Source organism: Streptomyces sp. NPDC047049, from assembly GCF_040643995.1.
GTDB classification, from domain to species: Bacteria; Actinomycetota; Actinomycetes; order Streptomycetales; family Streptomycetaceae; genus Streptomyces; species Streptomyces mooreae.
Genome location: NZ_JBEYVM010000002.1, coordinates 802100 through 821691 on the forward strand (window position 1 = coordinate 802100; position 19592 = coordinate 821691).

The 19592-nt window shown below is 72.2% G+C and carries 15 protein-coding genes and 1 pseudogene; 9 read left to right on the plus strand and 7 right to left on the minus strand.

The window, feature by feature from the left end:
* Positions 1–223: 223 nt before the first annotated feature.
* The 7 genes from ABZ851_RS07625 to ABZ851_RS07655 all read left to right on the plus strand — a co-directional run bounded on the left by ABZ851_RS07625 (position 224) and on the right by ABZ851_RS07655 (position 7757).
* Positions 224–2527, plus strand: a complete 2304-nt coding sequence (locus ABZ851_RS07625; RefSeq protein WP_361123495.1) for an iron-containing redox enzyme family protein — start codon at positions 224–226, stop codon at positions 2525–2527.
* On the plus strand, positions 2524–3141 hold the full coding sequence (locus ABZ851_RS07630) for a LysE family translocator (protein ID WP_361123498.1): 618 nt from the start codon (positions 2524–2526) through the stop codon (positions 3139–3141). The genes ABZ851_RS07625 and ABZ851_RS07630 overlap by 4 nt, the downstream gene beginning before the upstream one ends.
* Positions 3141–3884, plus strand: coding sequence for a YggS family pyridoxal phosphate-dependent enzyme (locus ABZ851_RS07635; protein ID WP_361123501.1), 744 nt, complete (start codon positions 3141–3143; stop codon positions 3882–3884). Before ABZ851_RS07630 ends, ABZ851_RS07635 begins: the two co-directional genes overlap by 1 nt.
* Positions 3877–5709: a carbamoyltransferase gene (locus ABZ851_RS07640; protein ID WP_361123504.1), complete on the plus strand. Its 1833-nt coding sequence runs from the start codon at positions 3877–3879 to the stop codon at positions 5707–5709. Before ABZ851_RS07635 ends, ABZ851_RS07640 begins: the two co-directional genes overlap by 8 nt.
* A 28-nt stretch (positions 5710–5737) precedes the next feature.
* The gene (locus tag ABZ851_RS07645) at positions 5738–5902 is read left to right on the plus strand and encodes a hypothetical protein (RefSeq protein WP_361123508.1); all 165 of its coding nucleotides are present in this window, start codon (positions 5738–5740) and stop codon (positions 5900–5902) included.
* Between the two features lie 83 nt (positions 5903–5985).
* On the plus strand, positions 5986–6435 hold the full coding sequence (locus ABZ851_RS07650; RefSeq protein WP_361123511.1) for a hypothetical protein: 450 nt from the start codon (positions 5986–5988) through the stop codon (positions 6433–6435).
* Positions 6436–7025: 590 nt separating this feature from the next.
* Positions 7026–7757, plus strand: a complete 732-nt coding sequence (locus ABZ851_RS07655) for a helix-turn-helix transcriptional regulator (protein ID WP_361123514.1) — start codon at positions 7026–7028, stop codon at positions 7755–7757.
* A gap of 142 nt (positions 7758–7899) precedes the next feature.
* On the opposite strand, the gene ABZ851_RS07660 is transcribed toward ABZ851_RS07655, so the two are convergent.
* From ABZ851_RS07660 to ABZ851_RS07675, 4 genes are all read right to left on the minus strand, one after another.
* Complete coding sequence (locus tag ABZ851_RS07660; RefSeq protein WP_361123518.1) at positions 7900–8877, minus strand: squalene/phytoene synthase family protein; 978 nt, start codon at positions 8875–8877, stop codon at positions 7900–7902.
* 228 nt (positions 8878–9105) lie between these two features.
* Entirely contained in the window at positions 9106–10437 is a 1332-nt protein-coding gene (locus ABZ851_RS07665) for a hypothetical protein (protein WP_361123521.1), read from the minus strand.
* 142 nt (positions 10438–10579) lie between these two features.
* Positions 10580–11878 carry an MAB_1171c family putative transporter gene (locus ABZ851_RS07670; protein ID WP_361123524.1) on the minus strand — a complete coding sequence of 433 codons (1299 nt, stop codon included), beginning with the start codon at positions 11876–11878 and terminating at the stop codon, positions 10580–10582.
* Positions 11871–12488 (minus strand): hypothetical protein, encoded by a 618-nt coding sequence (locus ABZ851_RS07675; protein ID WP_361123527.1) that lies wholly within the window; start codon positions 12486–12488, stop codon positions 11871–11873. Before ABZ851_RS07675 ends, ABZ851_RS07670 begins: the two co-directional genes overlap by 8 nt.
* A gap of 614 nt (positions 12489–13102) precedes the next feature.
* Between ABZ851_RS07675 and ABZ851_RS07680 the strand changes: the two genes are divergently transcribed.
* Complete coding sequence (locus ABZ851_RS07680; protein WP_361123530.1) at positions 13103–14815, plus strand: CocE/NonD family hydrolase; 1713 nt, start codon at positions 13103–13105, stop codon at positions 14813–14815.
* A 52-nt stretch (positions 14816–14867) separates the two neighbouring features.
* On the opposite strand, the gene ABZ851_RS07685 is transcribed toward ABZ851_RS07680, so the two are convergent.
* The 3 genes and pseudogenes from ABZ851_RS07685 to ABZ851_RS07695 all read right to left on the minus strand — a co-directional run.
* Complete coding sequence (locus tag ABZ851_RS07685) at positions 14868–15917, minus strand: peptidase (RefSeq protein ID WP_361123533.1); 1050 nt, start codon at positions 15915–15917, stop codon at positions 14868–14870.
* Between the two features lie 261 nt (positions 15918–16178).
* Positions 16179–17114, minus strand: coding sequence for an SDR family oxidoreductase (locus ABZ851_RS07690; RefSeq protein ID WP_361123536.1), 936 nt, complete (start codon positions 17112–17114; stop codon positions 16179–16181).
* Between the two features lie 170 nt (positions 17115–17284).
* Positions 17285–17701: pseudogene (locus ABZ851_RS07695) on the minus strand (DUF4429 domain-containing protein); the annotation flags it as partial.
* Between the two features lie 164 nt (positions 17702–17865).
* Here ABZ851_RS07695 and ABZ851_RS07700 point away from each other — a divergent pair.
* Positions 17866–19494 (plus strand): alkaline phosphatase D family protein, encoded by a 1629-nt coding sequence (locus ABZ851_RS07700; RefSeq protein WP_361123539.1) that lies wholly within the window; start codon positions 17866–17868, stop codon positions 19492–19494.
* Positions 19495–19592: the final 98 nt, after the last annotated feature.

Below are 19592 nucleotides of genomic sequence, written 5' to 3' on the forward strand. Positions count from 1 at the left end.
TGGCCACGGGCCCGGCGCACCCGACGGCCGGTCGCGTCCTGACCGCGCCGACGGACCCCCGCATCGCACCCGCCACTCCTGAAGGGAACCTCCCATGGCTCTGCTGCGTAAAGTGCTCGGCTTCTTCTCGCGCAAGCGCAAGACCAAGTCCAAGGACGACGCCTCCATCTACCCGATGTTCTGACACCCCGGACCCGGAACCGGAACCACAGGAGGAGCGTCGATGCAACGCCAGCAGGCGGCGGCCGGCACCGCCGGCCGCCGGCCCCGGGCTGTCGCGGAGGAGTGCCGCACGCTGTACGTAGAGGCCGCGGACCCGGAGGGGTTTCCCCCGAGGGTGGCGCTTCCCGGCGAGTACTCCCGTGCGCTGACGGCATCCGCGCCGACCCTGGAGGACTGGGAGCGCCGGGCCGGCGCATGGTCGGCCCGGGCCGGCGACGACTACCGGGCGCTCGCGGCCCGGGCCGCCGACCAGGAGTCGCGCGATGCCCTGGTCCGCCGGGCGGCCCTCGGCGCGGCCCCGCTCGCGCTGGTCTCGGGCGCCTGGCTGCAGTGGCTGAGCAGTCCCGGCAACGGCGACAGCGAGCTGACGATGCGTACGCTCGCGCTCTACGCCCAGGACCTGGGCGCGGGGCATCCCGGCGCCGACCGGGGCAGCGCGTACCGGGCCCTGCTGCACCACCTGCGGCTCGCGGAGCGCGCCGCACCCGCCACCCGGCTGACCCAGGACCCGCAGGTCTCCGACCTGGCCTTCGCCCTGCCCGGCCCGCTGCTGGCCATGAGCCGACGGCCCGACGAACACCGCGCGGAGCTGGTGGGCGCCGATCTGTGCCTGCGGGCGGCCGGGCTGCTCCCGCCCCTCGCCCTGGTGCGGGAACTGCTCCCGGCCGCGGCCGACTGGACCGCCCTGGACCCCGGGGCCGCCCGCCGGGCGGATACGCCGACCGGCCTCGCGCTCGGCCGTGCTGCCGCCGCCGCGTTCCCGGCCGGGGGCCCGGATGCGCCGGCGCTGATCGCGGGATTCCGCTGGGCCCTGGACCTGCTGCAGCGGTGGAGCAGCGGCCTGTACGAGGAGGTGTCGGCGGCCCTGGACCCGGCCCATGACATGGCGGAGCTGCTGAGGCTCAGGGCCCGCGAAGCGGCCCTGTACCACCAGGAGTTCAAGGTCGAGGGCCGCCCGCTCGGCGACTGGTTCGCCGAGGCCCGTACCGCACCCCACGGACTGCTCCGGGCCCTCGCGGCCAGTCGGCTCGTCAGGCCGGGGAACCCCGGGCGCAGCCCTCTGCTGCGCGGCCTGATCTCCGAGAACGGCCCGATGTTCCGGATCTTCTCCCCTGCGGACGAGGCCGTGATCCGGCGCTGGATCCGTTCGCTGCCCGCGGGCGCGGGCGCGGTTGCGGACCGCGGTGGACAGGCCACGGGCACGGACGCGGACACAGCCACGGACATCACGGCCACGGACGTCACGGACACGGCCACGGACACGGACACCGTCACGGTCACAGTGACAGTCACGGACCCGGACCCGGACCCGGCCCCGGACACCACGCGGCCCCTCCCCGCCCCGGCGGCCGTACGAGCCCCGGCCGCGCGGCGCGACCGGGCCCCCGGCACCCTGCGCGAGGCGTACCACCTCCTGCTCAGCCGCGGTGACACACCCGCGCTGCGCCGGTACGCCACGGGGTACGTACACGGCTGGCTGGCGCGCTCCCGCGTGGGCTGGGACACGGCCGGGCATCTGCCTCCGCGCCACTGGGATCCGCGGGGGCTGCGCCCGTGGCTCCAGGAGCAGCACGACCGGCACGGCCGGGAATTCGAGCAGGGGGCGGGCGCACCCGTGCCCTCCAAGGAGGCGCTGGTCGACGCCACCGTGCAGCTCGCCCCCCTGACCCTGATAGACGGCAGCTGGCTGCAGGGCTTCACGGACTACGGCCATGCCTCCTCGGACGTCGGCCATCTGCTGTTCTCCACCTACTGGGACGAACTCGGCAACGGGGACCTCGGCCTCAACCACCCCCTGATCTACCGCGAGGTGCTGCGGGAGATGGGCGTCGAACTGCCGCCCACCGCCTCCCGCGAGTTCGCGCAGTGGCCGGGGTTCCGTGAGGAGTCGTTCGAGCTGCCGGTGTACTGGCTGTGCATCGGCCGGCTGCCACGCACCTTCCTGCCGGAGGTGCTGGGGCTGAACGTGGCGATGGAGCTGTCCGGCGTCGGCGGCGGCTACCGGCGCGCCCGCATCGGCCTGGAGGCGTACGGGTTCAGCACCCGTTTCGTCGACATCCACAACACCATCGACAACGTCGCCACGGGCCACTCCGCCTGGGCGGCCGACGCGGTGGACGCCTATATGGCCACCCTGCCCTCCGTACTGGGGCCGGGGTGCGAACCGGAGATCTGGGAGCGCGTCAGAACGGGCTACCGGTCGTTGAACCCACCGGGCGGACGGCGCGCCAGAAGGGCCGCCCGGCATGCCATACGCGCATACGAGAACAAACGCCCGTACGGAAACAAGGGAGAGGTTCATTGAGTCACGTCCTGGCCTTCATCGCCGTCGCCCTGGTGGTGAATCTGACACCGGGACCGGCGATGCTCCACTGCGTCGCGAGCAGCGTCAGCAGGGGGCCGCGGGCCGGTATCAGGGCAGCTCTGGGCGTGGAACTCGGGGTCTTCGTCTACGTCGTGGCGACCGTGACCGGGCTCGCCGCGCTCCTGGTCTCGGCCCCGACCGCCTACACCGCGGTGCAGCTCCTCGGCATCTGCTTCCTGGCCTACATGGCCTGGACGAGCATTCCACGCGGCAAGCAGGGCGAAGGGGAGGACGGCGTCGCCCAGCGGGGTTCCGGTGGCCGCCCGTTCGTCAAGGGCTTCCTGCTCAATGTGTCCAATCCGAAGATCGCCCTGTTCTTCCTGACCATCCTTCCCCAACTGGTGCCCTCCGGAGCGAGTTCCTGGCAGCTCCTCGCCTTCGGCCTGGGCTTCAACCTCTCCGGATTCACCGTCAACACCCTGGCGGGCCTCCTCGGCCACCAGCTCGCCCCGGTCACCGACCGGCTCGGCCCCGTGCGCAATGTCCTGCCCTGGATTCCTCCCGCGGTGTTCCTCGCCCTCACCGCGGCCGCGCTGTGGAGTGTGATCACGTGATGCGAGAACGGCTGGCGGCCCTGCGGGCCCGAATAGACGCCGCGGCCACGGCCGCGGGCCGGCGCCCCGAGGCGGTGGAACTGCTCGCCGTCTCCAAGGGACACCCGGCCTCCGCGATCCGCGAGGCCCACGCCCTCGGCCTGAACCGTTTCGGCGAGAGCTATGCCGGCGAGGCCCTGCCCAAAACGGCCGAACTCCGCGGCTCGGGTGTCCAATGGGTGTACCTGGGACCGATCCAGAGCAACAAGACCAGACTCCTGACGGAGCATTTCTCCTGGGTGCTCGGGCTCTGCTCGCTGAAGGCGGCCCGACGGCTCGACGCGCAGCGCCCCGACGACCTGCCGCCGCTCCAGGTGTGCGTCCAGGTCAACGCCGACGGCGATCCCGCCAAGGCGGGCCTCGCCCCGGATCAGCTCGATCCGTTCCTGGAGTCAATCCAGGACCTGAGGCGCCTGACCGTCCGCGGCCTGATGACCATTCCCCGCAAGGCGGTGCCCGCCGCCCCCGTGACCGGCCCGCCCGCCTTCGAGGTACTGGCCGAACTGTTCGCCAAGCAGGTCGCGGCCGGGCACCGGTGGGACACCCTCTCCATGGGGATGAGCGGCGACTTCGAGGCGGCGATCGCCGCCGGATCGACCCAGGTGAGGCTGGGGACCGCACTGTTCGGCCCCCGGCCCGCCAAGCCCGGCACAGGCACCGACACCGGCACCGGAATCCCAGGAGTGGACGCTCACCATGACTGACCTCGTTCTGGGAATCTCCGCCTACTACCACGACAGCGCGGCAGCCCTCGTCGACGGCACGGCCATCGTCGCCGCCGCGCAGGAGGAGCGCTTCACCCGGCGGCGCCACGACCCGTCCTTCCCGGCCCACGCGGTGTCGTACTGCCTGGCCGAGGCGGGCGCGACACTGCGGGACGTCAGCGCGGTGGCGTACTACGAGGATCCGGCGCTCAAGTTCCGCCGCGTGCTGGCCTCGTACGCCGGGGCCGCGCCGTTCGGCTTCCGCTCGTTCCGGGACACCCTGCCGGAGTGGCTGCGCTGGAAACGGCGGGCCGAACAGACCGTCCGGCGGGAGCTGGCGGCACTAGGGCTGGGAGCGGTGCCGGACATCATCTGCCGCCGCCACCACGAGTCCCACGCGGCCTCCGCGTTCTTCCCGAGCCCCTACGAGTCCGCGGCCGTGCTCTGCATCGACGGAGTGGGGGAGTGGGCGACCACCTCGCTCTGGCACGGACGCGCGGACCGGCTCGCGCCACTGGCCGAGCTGCGCTTCCCGCACTCCCTCGGCATGCTGTACTCCGCGTTCACCTACTTCTGCGGATTCAAGGTGGACTCCGGCGAGTACAAGCTCATGGGGCTGGCGCCCTACGGCACGCCCCGTTACGCGGACCTGATCCGCGAACGGCTGATCGATCTCAAATCCGACGGCTCCTTCCACCTGGACATGCGCTACTTCGCGTACCTGCGGGGGCAGGTGATGACCGGCCGTCGCTTCGAGGAGCTGTTCGGCGGGCCGCGCCGCCGTCCCGAAAGCCCGCTGACGGAGCGCGAGTTCGACCTGGCGGCCTCCGTGCAGCAGGTGACCGAGGAAGCGGTCCTGCGCCTGGCCAGGACCGCGCAGCGGCGGACCGGGGAGACCCGGCTGTGCCTGGCGGGCGGGGTGGCGCTCAACTGCGTCGCCAACGGCCGGGTGATCCGCGAGGAGATCTTCGACGGGGTGTGGGTACAGCCGGCGGCCGGTGACGCGGGCGGCGCCCTGGGCGCGGCGCTCGCCGTCGCGATGGAGGGCGGCGCCGAGCGCACCCACCTCGGGAGCGGCGGGGACGCCATGTCCGGCGCCCTGCTGGGACCCGCCTACGGGGACGAGGAGATCCAGGCGTACCTGGACGGCGCCGGTGTGCCGTACACCCGGTTCCAGGCGGACGCGCTCGCGGCCAGGGCGGCGGCGGAGCTGGCGCGGGGCAAGGTGGTCGGCTGGTTCCAGGACCGGATGGAGTTCGGGCCGCGCGCCCTGGGTGCCCGGTCGATCCTGGGCGACCCCCGCGACACCGCGATGCAGTCCGCGATGAACCAGAAGATCAAATTCCGGGAGTCCTTCCGCCCCTTCGCGCCGGCCGTCCTCGACACCGACGCAGAGGACTACTTCGAACTCAAGCAGGAGAGCCCCTACATGCTGGTGGTCGCGGACGTGGCCGCCGCCCAGCGGCTGCCCGCCGAGGACTCGGGCGCCCGCGGACTGGAGCGGCTGAAGGTCCACCGCTCGACCATCCCGGCCGTCACCCACGTGGACATGTCGGCCCGCGTCCAGACCGTGAGCCAGGAGGCCAACCCGGCCTTCCACCGCCTGCTGACCGCCTTCAAGGCCGAAACCGGCTGCCCGGTCCTGGTGAACACCTCCTTCAACGTGCGGGGAGAACCCATCGTCCGCTCGCCCGAAGAGGCCTACCGGTGCTTCATGCGCACCCGGATCGACGTCCTCGTCCTCGGCAGCTTCCTGCTGCTCAAAGAGGACCAGCCGGCCTGGAGCGAGGACGGCGACTGGCGCGACGAGATCCCCCTCGACTGACCCTCCGCCGGACCAAGGAGAACCGCCCATGACCATGAGGAACTTCGCACTCCTCCTGCTCTACTGTCTGATCGTCGTCCCCGCGGGCCTCGTGGCGGGCCTGGGCCGCGACCCCCTGCGCCGCGGCATCGACCGCACCGCCGCGACCTACTGGCTCGACGCCGGGGGAGCGCGCAGAAGACCGAAGGCATGAGGGCCGGGCCGGTACCGCCCGGCCCGGCACGCATGGCGGCCCCCTCGCCCTTAAGATCGCTTACTCATTCGCGAGGGGGAAGCATGCGCAAGATCATCATTGGCACGGCTCTGGTCCTGACCACGTCTCTGCTGACGGGATGCGGCAGTGACGACAAGCCCGTGCCCGCCGACAAGTCCGCGCACGCGCAGGCCGACGCGGGCGGGAAGCCGGGACCGGACGGCGCAAGCGGCGAGGTCAGGCACAAGGTCACGCTCGAAGTCCTCGGCACCGGCACGTCGAAGGTCTACTACAACCTCGACACCAACAAGATGGTGACGGCGACGCTGCCCTGGAAGAAGACCTCGACCATCGCCCTGACCACCGACGCCGAGAAGCGGATCGGCATCGGGGTGTCCGTCGTTCCCGGCTCCGTGCCCGCCTCCGACGGCACGCTCCGCCCGGCGGCCTGCGTCATCACCGTCGACGGAAAGAAGGTCTCGGACAACAAGGGGGGCAAGTCCGACAAGATGTGCACGTACACGGTGAAGTGAGGCCCCTGGCCGACCGGCCGTGAGAACGCCGCCACGCTTCACCGTGCCGGCGTGGGCAGAGGGTGGCACGACAGGATCCGGGGGAGGCTACGCCCCCGGATCAGCACCGGCGAGCACGGCCGGCACCACCACCACGACTGTCGTCGTGCGCCTGCTGGGTATCGGTAAGGGCCTGCGCCCTCTGCTCGCTGTCATGGCTCCCCTCGGGCCGACGGGGGAGGGCCGTACGTCCCGATGTCCCGGCCCCGAAGGCGGTTGTGGCGCCGGGCTCTCCCCTGTGGAGCCCGGCACCACCGCTCGGAAGGCGGCGGTTGCGAGGCACGGAAACCGTGCGATCGGTCCCCACGTGCAAGGTGAATCCAGGTCGCACAGCGGCACCGCCCTGGCGAGGATCCTTCAACAACAACGCGTTGTCAACAATCGTTTAATCCGGGAGTGCCGGCTGCGGGCTTCCGGGCCGCCGAGCGGTCGTACCCGACACAATTGTGGTGCCGTTCATGGCGTACGGTGCTGGCGACCGTTAATCTCGGAGTGGCTGCGAGTGCGCCGCCGCCCCCGCTCGTCTACCGACCAGGAGACCGCCCATCGCCATGGATGCCTCCCACGCGCACCCGGCGGATGGTCTCCCCGCCGTCGTCGCAGCGATCGACGAACTCCTCCGGGACCTGGGTCTGGGACGCGACGTCATCGACCTCGACCACCTTTCGCACCGGACGGGCATCACGGTCCCCCGCGTCCAGGCGTTGCTCGACGACACCGGCCAGGAGCCCGGGAACGTGCAGGACTCGTTCCAGGACCGCCTCGTCTTCCTGCGGGACACCCGCCGCAAGCCCGACGGGAAGAGGTACACCCTTGACGAGATCGGTGCGGGGGCCGGCATCTCCCACGGTCAGGTCGGCTACCTCCTGAACGGGAAACGGAAGAGCCCCGGGCTGGACGTCACCCGGAAGCTGGAGAAGTTCTTCGGCGTCGAGCCCGGCTTCTTCACCGCCACCGAACGTCAGGCGCTGTACCGGGCCCTGCAGTCGACGCACGAGCAGCTGACCCATCTCGCGCTGCTCCGGGGCAAGGGCATCGACCGGCTGGCGATGCGCAGCGGCACCAGCGGTGACAGCAAAATCGACCGGGAGCTGCGGGAGGCGCTTTCCGAGGCCCTGAGCCGGCCGGAGCGCGAGGATCCCGAAGTGCGGGAGCTGACGGACCGTATGTGCTCCCTGCCCACCAGGAGCAGGAGGCGGGTCTTTCCCCTGATCCAGGGGCTGTTGGGGCTGGCGCGACCCGAGAGTGACGACGGCCCGCCGCCCGCCCGGCGCGGCACCTGAACGGCAGGACCCTCGCCTGCGCGGCACCTGAACGACAGGCCCCCGCCTGCGCGGCACCTGCACGGCACGCGAAACGCGCGCACCGCGGTACCTGAACGGCACGTGCACCCCGCGGGCCGCGTGGACTTCGAGGCGGTGGGGTTCAGCTCCCGCCGACCGCGCCCGGCGCGGTGGTGCCGGCTGCCGGAGCCGCGTCGCGACGGCGGCGCGCTGCCACGTACTCCCGGCCCAGAAGCCGGAGCGCCGCGGCCACATCAGGCCGGGCGGACCCGTCGAGCAGTGCGGTGCCCTTCCGTGCCACTGCCCGCAGGGTCAGGCCCTGGATGCTGATCAGGGCGCGGACGAACGGCCGGCTTCGGGCGTGCACCAGATCCACGAGCCCGTAGGACGCGGTCAGCCCCGTACGGATCTGCCGGGCCTGGTCGCCGACCAGTCCCCGGAAGCCCTCGGGGGCGCCGCGCTTGCGGGGCGGGCCGGTGCGCGTCAGGTCGGTGCGGGTCAGACCGTGCCGGGCGAGGAGTTCTTCCGGGATGCCCAGCCGCCCGTTGCCCAGGTCCTCGGCGAGGTCGTTCAGGAAGTCGAGACGCTGACTCGCCTCGATGAAGCTCCGGCAGCCGGCCAGGTACGCGTCCGCGGGCGCCCCCGCGTCGAGCAGGCCCGCGATGAGCATGAAGGCGGGCAGCGAATAGCCGTCGATGTAGTGCTGGAAGTCGCTCTCCGAGGCAAAACCCTGCGTCCGCACCTCCAGGGGCGCGCCGGCGAGGAAGTCTTCGACGTACTGCCGGAGCCGGGGGTGCCTGGTGAGGGTGTCAAGAAGCGTCCGCAGCACGGGCTCGTCGGCTTCGCCGCTCTTGAGGGCGGCGTGCACCCTGCCTTCCCAGTCGGCGAGCGCGGCGATCCGCTCGTCGGCCGGTCCTTGGTCGATGAGGTTGTCGCTGTGGTGCATGAACGCGGTCGCGGCGATGACGTCGGGTACGAGCTCGGCGGGAAGGAGCAGGCGCACGGCGGTGTACTCGGCGCGGGCGTACCCCGCCACCAGCCGGCGCTGCTCGCTGTAGTCGCGACGCAGCGAGGGGTCCGTGATCCCGGCCCGGTCGAGCGTCTTCGGCCACGTGGCCATCGTCAGCTCTCCTCCATGTTGGCGGTGCACTTCACCTTAGGTGATCGCGGTGGAGGGGCCTTACGGGGCTGACCCGATCCGTCCCGGTACCGCCGGTCCGTGCCGGGTGGTGTGCTGTCCACCCGGACGTGACGGCAAGGCGCCCCGGCCGACGCGGGGTTGACGCTTTCGGCCGGGGCGTCCTACGGGGGAGAGGCGGCGGTGTGAGGAGGGAGGTGAGGACGGGCCTCAGCGAGCAGTGGCCAGGACCCGTGCCGTCCGGGCCAGCACCCGGGGGTGGGTCAGCGCTCTCGGATGCCGGCGCATGTGTACGACGTCCATGAACGCCTGGTTGACGCCGGAGTCGAGGACGGACGCTGCCGCGATCTTGTCGCCGGCCCAGCGGGCGAGCCGGTAGCCACGGGGGTACGGGCCCGGTACATGAGGCTGGGCGAGGTCCGCGGTCGCCGACACCTGCCAGGCCGCATCGACCACCACGGCGGCCCGCCGGAAGTACTCCCAGGCCGGATCGTGCGGAGGCGACCCGGCGCGCAGATACGCGGACAGGCACGAGGCCTGCAGCGCGGCAAGGGTGACACCCTGCCCGTAGACCGGGTTGACCGAGGCAACGGAGTCTCCCACCGCCACCAGCCCGCCCGGGAACCGCCGCAGCCGGGTGAAGTCGCGGCGGCGGCTCTCCTGGAAGGGGAAGGTCCGGACGTCGCCGAGCAGGGTGCACCGGTCCGCCACCTCGTGCAGCGGGGAGACACAGCGCCGCATCCGGGCCAGAAAATCGGCCGGATCTCGCCCCGGGCGGTGATCCGTGTAGCCGGCCAGCACCACCATCCAGCGATTGTCCTCCACCGCCACCATCGCGCCCGGTTCGCTGAGCGTGGGCTGGTATCCACTGGCAGGGCCCGGGGAGGCGTGTGCGACGACCGTGGAGGGGAGTTCGTCCCCGCGCCGGAAGACGGCCGTGGCGTAGCCGAGGTCGATCCTCATCCGGTGCAGCGGGGCGTGGTCCCACCCGGCGCGGAGCAGCCAGGTGCCGAGGCGGCTGGACCGCCCCATGGCGTCGACCACCAGGTCGGCGTCGAGTTCGTCCGTCCGGCCGGCCTGCGGTGACGTTTCCTCAGCGGTCGAGTAGCGCACGCCGCGGACCCGGCCGGCGCTGAAGCACAGATCCTCGGCGCGTCCCCGCACGACACGGACATGCGGCAGGGCCGTGACCCGCCGGCGGACCCGGCTTTCGATGAACGGCCGGCTGGCGCCCAGCATCCGGAGGTCGGGAACCGGCGCCTTGAGTACTCCGTCGACGTAGAACTGCACCTCCGGGCCGGTCCCCCAGCGTGCCCCGCCCGCGACGAGTTCCCCGGTGATGCCCGGGAACCAGCGTTCGAGGTGGGCGTGCCCTATGGAGAGCAGCGCATGCAGTTGCTGCCGGTGCGGAGCGCCGCGCCCGGTGCCGTCTTCCGCCAGGTCGTCCGCTTCGAGGATGACGACGTCGTCGGCATGGTCGCTCAGCACGCGAGCGGCGTACAGGCCGGCGATGCTCCCGCCCAGGACCACAGCTCGTTTCATAAGTCCCCCTAGGTGATTCGATGGTGCCCCGCGGCACGGGGCGCCGGGCATGGTCGGGTGCCCGGTGCCGGCACGGGAGCGGCCAATTCTGCCGCAGCCGTCCGGCGGGTCAGGCGGGGCGGCGGGTCAGGCGGGCGGCGGGTCAGGCGTCCGGCGTCGCCTCGGACACTTCGCTCCCGGACCGCTGTACGCGCACCGCCCGCAAGGCCGTGGCGACCAGCGGGGCGGTGAGCGCCTGGGCGACGCGCAACAGCCGTTGGCGTTCACCGGAGGCGGGGGTGTCCTCGCCGGGCAGCGCCACCTGCGGGCCCCCGGGCGCCTGGGGGTGACCGGGATGGCCCCGCAGCGCCGCTTCGCGCCGGGCGGCCTGCAGGCGCTGGGCCGCGTCCCGCAGGGCAGCGGCCGTGGCGGCCGCCTCCAGGTCCCGCTCCGAGAGGCGGCGGGCATCCGTCTTCCCCTGGGACGGCTCGTGCTCGTACGCGGCGTACACGGCGGCCGCGGGCAGCGGCGACACCCAGGGACGCAGCGCGCGCATCCCGTCCAGGATCTCGATCACGCGGCGGTGCAGATTGAAGCCGACGTTCCATGCCAGGCGATGGCTGCGGGCGCTGTCCACGCTGAAGGCGAGGTCTTCGTCGACCCCTTCGACGACGAGATCCCACAGCGGCTGCAGGGCCTTGATGTCACGCCGTTCGCGCAGCCATGCGCCCACCGCGGCTCCCGAGAGGCCGTAGCTGGTGATCAGGGCACCGATCGAGCCGAAGGTGGAGCCGAGCACCCCCACCGTGTCCAGGGTGTGGTTGCCCAGGGCGGCCAGCGTGATGGCGGGGGCGCAGCACACCACATAGCCGAAGACGAACAGCATGGCGATGCCGAAGGAGCGCAGTGCGCGCTGGAACCGGGGGTCTTCGAGCTTCACCATGCGGCACTGCCGGTAGGTGCTCAGGGTTCCGCAGGCCAGTGTGGCGAGGAAGACCGCCAGGAACACCTGGACCGGCGGCTCGGTCGCGAAGTTGGTGTTGAATTTCAGGGGGTCCGCCGGGCCGGACAGGCCGGCGGAGCAGAACGCCACGATCATGACGGCCGGCGCCGCGACGTACACCGCGGACCACAGCGTGACCCTGCGGCGCAGCACCGCGGGACGCTGCCGCAACCGGGGATCCCACAGCATCGTGAGCAGGTGGAGGAGGGAGAAGCAGGTCAGGATGCCGATGTAGACGGGAAGGGTGGCGAAGCTGGGGACGCCGGTGAGTTCGCCCAGCCGCCGGTACCCCACCGGAGCGGCCATGGTGAACACCAGGCCGGACGTCACGAAGTTCACCGTGATCAGGGACAGAGTGGGGGTGGGATCGCGCAGCAGCGCCAGGCACTTCCACCCGGCGATCACGAAGTCGAGGAGCGCAATGGTCAGGTAGACGACGTTCGACGTGCTCTCAGACACCGGACCTCCGGTGGGAGAGCGCCGAGGAGAGGAAGCCGTTGATGTGCTGGTCGCGCCGCAGTTCGAGGTGGCGCTGAAGCATCACGGTGGCGAACGCCTCGGCCCGTCGTTCATGGGCGCTGTCGTAGTGCGACCGGTTCAGGACCTGCAGCACCGGGCCCGTCTTCAGGCCGGGAAGGAGCTGCCGCACGGTTTCCTCGGTCATGAGCTGGTCGGCGGAGCCGTCGTCGGACGGATGCTCCTCCCACAGGTGGAACAGCTCGTGGAGGCTGGCGTGGAGGCGGGTCAGCTCGTTCGCGGTGGAATCGACCACGATGAAGTCACGGTCCTTGCCGCGGGCGCAGAATCCGGACACCTGCTGCGGAAGCGGCACTTCAGTGATCGTGATCGGCTTGTCGCGCCGCACGGCCACCGCGTCGACGAGGCCTTGCATGTCCCGTACACCCGACAGCCGGAGATCGCGGTGGACGAGACGGGTGACGGACCAGGTGGCGAAGAAGACCGCCGACTGCTCTCGGAGTGAGGTCCACGGGGAGCTGGGAGGCCGGTGCTGAGGGGGCTGCGGCAGCGCTGCTCGCTGCGCTGGACCATGACGGCGGGGCCACCACATGAACGGATACTCCTACGGCTGTCGCTGTGCTCGGGGGGAAGAGGGGACGGGGCACGGGGACGGGAGAAGAGGGGACGGTACGGGGCCGGGGAGGACGACGGCTCGGCGGGTGCCGGACGGTCGGGGGCGGTGCGGTCTCAGCCACAGTGACTGTAGGGCTACCGAGGGATACCGCACGGCATGTTTCCGGCGGGACCAGACGGAGGAAGGCCTTCTTTGGCCAAAGACGGGGCAGGTCCGGACAGGGGCCACCCCTTCCCGCGGTGGCTTGGAGGGCGCCCCCTCGCCTGCCGGAACGCCCGCACCGCCCCGCAATTCGCTGCATGTCCAACCCATTTCGACTGGCGAGAGTGTAGTGCAGCCCCCGGCCCTTGGTGAGGACACGTAAACCCGGCGCTTCCGGGTCGGATCACGCGCGGGATACCTGTATACCTGCTGGTCAGAGAGGTGCGCCGGGGTGAACCGGCGGTCCCGGCCGCCCTCGCCCGCACGCCATGGCGCCCCCGCGGATCCCCGCGGACAATGGGAGGCGGGAGCGGTGCCGGCCGTCCTCTCGGGCGGTGGGCGCCGCGGCAGTGCTCAGTGCTCCGGGGGGTTGCTCCGAGGACGGTGTGATGCTCGTCGACTGGGATGCGCCGATCACGATGGACGACGGGGTCGAGCTCCGCGCCGATGTGTTCCTGCCGGACGACGGTGCGGCCCACCCCGTGATCATGAGTCATGGGCCGTACGCCAAGGGCCTCGCCTTCCAGGAGGGGTTCGCGCCGATGTGGCGCACCCTGGCGGACGAGCACCCGGATGCCGTCGCCGGGTCCTCGAACCGCTACCAGAACTGGGAGACGGCCGATCCGGAGAAGTGGGTGCCCGACGGGTACGTGGTGATCCGGGTCGACTCGCGCGGTGCCGGCCGGTCACCGGGCTACCTGGACATCTTCTCGCCGCGCGAGACGCGGGACTACTACGAGTGCATCGAGTGGGCGGGCGCCCAGCCCTGGAGCAACGGCAGGGTGGGGCTGCTCGGCATCTCGTACTACGCGGTCAACCAGTGGCAGGTCGCCGCGCTGCGGCCGCCGCACCTCGCGGCCATCTGCCCCTGGGAGGGCGGCACCGACTTCTACCGCGAACTCACCCATCACGGCGGGATCCTGCACACCTTCCTGCAGCAGTGGTACCCGGCCCGGGTCGCCTCGGTGCAGCACGGCGTGGGCGGCAGTCCCCGGCACCGGATCACGGGCGTTCCGGTCACCGGTCCCGGGGTGCTGAGCGACGAGGAGCGGGCGAAGAACACGGCCGACCCGGTCGGCGCGGTGCACGATCATGCGCTGCTCGACGCGTACTACCGGGAGCGGACCGCCGACCTGTCGCGGATCACCGTCCCGGTGCTGACCGCGGTCAACTGGGCGCATCCCCTGCACACACGGGGCGGCTTCGAGGGATATGAGCGGGTCGCCAGTGACCGGAAGTGGCTCGAAGCGCATGGGCTGCAGCACTGGGTGGAGTTCTACACGGACTACGGGGTCGGCCTGCAGAAGCGGTTCTTCGGGCACTTCCTCCAGGGCCGCGACACCGGCTGGGACGACCAGCCGCCGGTCCTCCTCAACATCCGGCGGGCCGACGGCGGCTTCGCGCAACGGCCGGAAGCGGAGTGGCCGTTGGCGCGCACCCGGTGGACGGCGTTCCACCTCGATCTCGACCGCCTGGCGCTCGCGCCGGCGGCGGCCCCCGGTGAGCGGAGTGCCGGGTTCGACGCGCTCGGCGAGGGTCTGACGTTCTGGACCGAGCCCCTGACGGACGAACTGGAGCTGACCGGCCCCGCCTCCGCGTCGCTGCGGGTGGCCTCGTCGACCACGGACGCCGATCTGTTCCTCACCCTCCGGGTGCAGGACCCCGGCGGCCGCGAGGTCACCTTCGTCAGCGCGATGGACCCGCACGGGGCGGTCGGACTGGGCTGGCTGCGGGCCTCGCTCCGCAAGCTCGACCCCGCGCGCAGCGAGCCGTACCGGCCCTGGCACACCTTCGACGAGCGGCAGCCGCTCACCCCCGGCGAACCGGTCGACCTGCACGTCGAGATCTGGCCGACGTCGGTGGTCGTCCCGGCCGGCTACCGCCTCGGCGTCTCGGTCCAGGGCCGGGACTTCGAGCTTCCGGGGGAGGGGCCGTGGCCGTCGGCGTCCGGGGTCGCGATGCGGGGCAACGGCACCTTCCTGCACACCGACGCCGAGGACCGGGGCTCGGACGTCTACGCGGGCCGGACGACGCTGATCAGCGGGGGGAGGCATCCGTCCTTCCTGCTGCTGCCGGTCGTTCCGGAAAGGGACGGCGGGTGAGGGGGCCGCACGCGGTCCGGCCGTACGGCCCCCGGGGGGACGGGGCGGGAGGTCAGGAGGACTGGGCCGTGGTGTAGAGGTTCTTGGCGTCGTCGCCGAAGTACGGGCCGAACATGGTGTTCGGCCAGAACTGGTAGCCGAAGCTGTTCACCGAGGACTGCAGTCCGGTGCCGGTCTTCTCGTCGAAGGTGGTGAACCAGGGGCCGCCGCTGGAGCCGCCGGTCATGTTGCAGGCCAGACCGTGGTCACCGGAGAACAGCGGGTCCTTGAAGGCGGTGCCGCTGCAGTAGATCAGCTTGCTGCCGTCGTACGGGGCGGCCGCGGGGAAGCCGAAGGCGTACATCGCCTTGCTGTAGCCGGAGTTGAAGGACAGGCCCTGGCCGCCGACGACATCGGTGAGCTTCTTGCCGTCGAGCGGGGCGACCACCGCGGCGCCGACGTCGTAGTTGATGTCCTCGCCGGCCGTCCACTGCGGGGTGGAGAGCGTCTTGGCCGCCGCCCACTTGCCGTACGGCGCCTCGCCGTCGTGGTAGCCGGGGACGAAGATCCAGTCGGTGTGCCAGACGCCGCCCAGCTTCACACAGTGCCCCGCGGTGAGCACGGTGCTCTTGTTGCCGCTGGTCACCGCGTCACCGGAACAGGCGGCGGTGCGGCCCTGGTAGGTGAAGAACACCCGGCCGGTGGTCTTGGTGACCGCGCCGCCGCCGGCCCAGGGCCCGCCGGCCTGGGGGAGCGTGCCGGGGAGCAGCGGGGCGGCGGAGGGCGCCATCGGGGCCTGCGGGAGCCGTGGGAGCGTGGGGGCCACCTTCAGCGGGGCGCTGCGCGGGACCGTGGTGACGGGGGCGTGCTTCGCGGGCGCGGTGAGGTCCAGGGGAACGGCGCCGCGCATCCGCTCCGCGGTCCAGAAGGCGGCGGTCCGCGGGGCGGGGGAGCGGTGGGAGGGGGAGTCCTGCCCGGTGGCGGCGGCCGGGCCGGTGGGGAGCAGCAGGGCGAGCAGCGTACCGGCGGCGGTCAGGGTGCCGAGGGCGGCCCGGGACCTGCGTGCGCGGTGGGGCGCGGGTATGCCGTGAACTGCCGGTATGCCGCGAACGGTTCGTCTCACGCGTAACTCCTTCTGCGGGGGCCGCGCGCGCCGGGGCGCGCACGGCCGCAAGGGATCGGGGCCGCGCGCGGGCGGCCCCGGCAGATGAGTGGTGCGGATCCGAGGCAAGGGTGCCACCGGAAGCGACAGGAGGGCAGGGGTCGTACGGGGATTCGGCGCGCCGGGCCGGTGCGGCGGACCGGCCCCCGGCGGTGGCGCCGCCCTCAGGACCGGCGCCCCGGCCCGCCTTCAGCCTCCGCGGCCTCGCCCCGGCCCCTTCCCTCAACCCCGCCCGATGTAGGGCATGTTGGTGGCCATCACCGTCGCGAACTGCACATTGGCCGTCAGCGGCAGCTCCGCCATGTGCACCACCGTGCGGGCCACATCCGCCGCGTCCATCACCGGCTCCACCGCCAGTTGGCCGTTCGCCTGCAGAATGCCGGTCTGCATCCGGCCGGTCATCTCGGTCGCGGCATTGCCGATGTCGATCTGGCCGCAGGCGATGCCGTACGGACGGCCGTCCAGGGACAGCGACTTGGTCAGGCCGGTCATCGCGTGCTTGGTGGCGGTGTACGCGACGGAGTGCGGACGCGGGGCGTGCGCGGAGACCGAGCCGTTGTTGATGATGCGTCCGCCCTGCGGCTCCTGGGACTTCATGGCGCGGAACGCGGCCTGGGCGCAGAGGAAGGAGCCGGTGAGGTTGACGTCGACGACCGCGCGCCAGTCGTCGTAGGCCAGCTCCTCCAGCGCCGCCGCCGGGCCGAACGTGCCCGCGTTGTTGAAGAGCAGGTCGACCCGGCCGAAGCGTTCGCGGGCGGTGGCGAAGAGGGCGTCGACCTCCTCGGGGCGGGTGACATCGGTCGGCACCGTCAGCACCGCGGGGCCGCCGGAGTCCAGCGGGCCCGCCAGCCGGGAGGTCTCCGCCAGTGCCTGCGCGCGCCGCCCGGCCAGGACCACCGTCCAGTGGGCGGCGATCAGCGCATGGGCGACCGCCCGTCCGATGCCGGACCCGGCGCCGGTGACCACGGCCACCTTCCGGTGCGGCGCCCCGTCCTGTCGTGCCTCCTGTGGCGTAGGTGCCGTCTGCGTCCGCTGTGCGCCCCGCGAGGTCGGTGCCGGCAGCGTGGGCCGGTCCGCGGTCGCCGTGCCGCCCACCTGCCCGGCCCGTGCCCTCGGCGTCGTCCGCGTGGTCCGTGCCGGCTCTGTGTTCTCTGCCATGGCGGCAGCGTAAACGGCGTACGGCGGGCGGACGGGCAGCCGCCGCGCCTCAGCCCGTGGTGTGGAAGCGCTGCAGCACCGCGGCCTTCGTGGCGGTGAACTCCTCCTCGGTGGTGCACCCGCTCGCCGTCGAAGGAGGGCAAGGCCTCCCCCAAGCTCTTAAGGAGCAGGGCGGTGCCCCCATCCCCGGCGGCCGACAGCGGCACGGCCGGGCCGGGCAGCAGATAGCGGTCGGCGGGGCCGTCCGGAATCTGCTCCAGCAGCAGGGCCTGGCGCACCGCGTCCACGAAGTACTCGGCGACATCGGCCCGCGCGGCGTCCACGGCCACCTGGTACGGATTCGCCTCGTCCGGCAGCCCGCCGCCGGTGACCTGGAGCAGCGGGTCCGCGGCGTCCCGCAGCCGCAGTCGCAGCCGGCCGCCCTTGCGGGCCGGTTCGTAGGCGATCGAGGCTATCGCGATCAGCGGCACGGTGAACTCACCGAGGTCCCGGCGGAGTTTGTGCACCCCACGCTCGTGCCCCGGCACGATCCGCACGGCCTCGTGGTCGAAGGTCCAGGTGCCGTCGCGCACCATCAGTTCAGCCATGCCCCGAATCCTATGGAGGCACGGCGGGTGCCGTGATTGTCCGACGGCGTCCGTTGCGGGACCGGTCCTCATCCACCTGTCATGCCTGCGTCGTGCACGGGACAGCGCCGCGCCGTCCCGCGGCCTTGCAATCACTGGGACAACCGCCGCCAGGGGAGGGCCAGATGACGCACCACGCACCGCACGACCAGGAGATCCGGGCCGCCGCCGCACACGTCGGACGCCGCCGCTTCCTCACCGTCACCGGAGCCGCCGCCGCGCTCGCCTTCACGACCAACCTCCCGGGCAGCGGCGCCTTCGCCGCCGAGGCCGACGCGCGGAAGATCGCCGAGAACCCCTTCACCCTCGGCGTGGCCTCCGGCGACCCGCAGCCCGGCTCCGTGGTGCTGTGGACCCGGCTCGCACCGCGCCCGTACGAGCCGGACAACGGCATGCCGGACGCCAGGGTCACCGTCCGCTGGGAAGTCGCCTACGACGAGCGCTTCCAGCGGCTGGCCGGCCAGGGCCGCGCCGAGGCGCACCCGGAGTTCCACCACTCCGTGCACATCGAACCCACCGGCCTCGCACCCGACCGCGTCTACTACTACCGCTTCCGCGCCGGCAACTGGATCAGCCCGGTCGGCCGCACCCGCACCGCGCCCGCCCGCGCCGCCCGGCTCTCCGAGCTGAAGCTCGCCGCGGTCTCCTGCCAGGCCTACCACGACGGCTACTTCACGGCCTACCGGCACCTGGCCGAGGAAGACCTCGACGTCGTCTTCCACCTCGGCGACTACCTCTACGAGTACCCGGTCGACGCGGCCGGCGGCGTCCGCCACTACACCGACCGCACGCTGCCCGCGGTCTTCAACCGGGAGACGCTCACCCTGGAGGACTACCGGCTGCGCTACGCCCTCTACAAGTCCGACCCGGACCTGCAGGCCGCGCACGCCGCGCACCCCTTCATCGTCACCTGGGACGACCACGAGGTGGAGAACAACTACGCCTCCGACATCAGCGAGGACGACCTCCCGCCCGCCGCGTTCCTCGTCCGCCGGGCCGCCGCCTACCGGGCGTACTGGGAGAACCAGCCGCTGCGCCGCCCGCAGCGGCCCGACGGTCCCGACGCCCGGCTCTACCGCCGCGTCCAGTACGGGCAGCTCGCCCAGTTCGACATCCTCGACACCCGCCAGTACCGCTCCGACCAGGCCTACGGCGACGGCTGGCACGCCCCGGGCCCCGAGTCCCTGGACCCCGCGCGCACCCTGACCGGCGCCGCCCAGGAGCGCTGGCTGATCGACGGCTGGCGGCAGTCCTCCGCGCGCTGGAACGTCCTGCCGCAGCAGGTCACCTTCTCCGAGCGGCGCAACGCCACCGGCGCCGGCTACCAGCTGAGCATGGACGCCTGGGACGGCTACGCGGCCTCCCGCGACCGGGTCCTCGCGGGCGCGGAGTCGGCGGGCGTGGACAACCTCGTCGTGCTCACCGGCGATGTGCACGTCCACTACGCCTTCGACATCAAGAAGGACTTCAAGGACCCCGGCTCGCGCACCGCGGGGGTGGAGTTCGTCACCACCTCGATCGCCAGCGGCAAGGACGGCGCGGACAAGCCCGCCAACTGGGCCACGTACCTGGACGCCAACCCGCACATGAAGTTCTACAACGGCCGGCGCGGCTATGTCACCGTCACCCTCGGCCAGGACACCGCCCGCGGCGACTACCGCACGGTGTCCGCCGTCACCACCCCCGGAGCGCCGGTGCACACCGCCGCCTCCTTCGTCTCCGAGGCGGGCGCTCCGGGGCTGAAGCCCGCCTGACCGGGCCGGCCGGGACCTGGGACCTAGGACCTCCGCACGTCCGGTTTCCGTCCAAGGGACCGGTCCGGAACCTGCCGGGAGCCGCCTTGTGCATGACA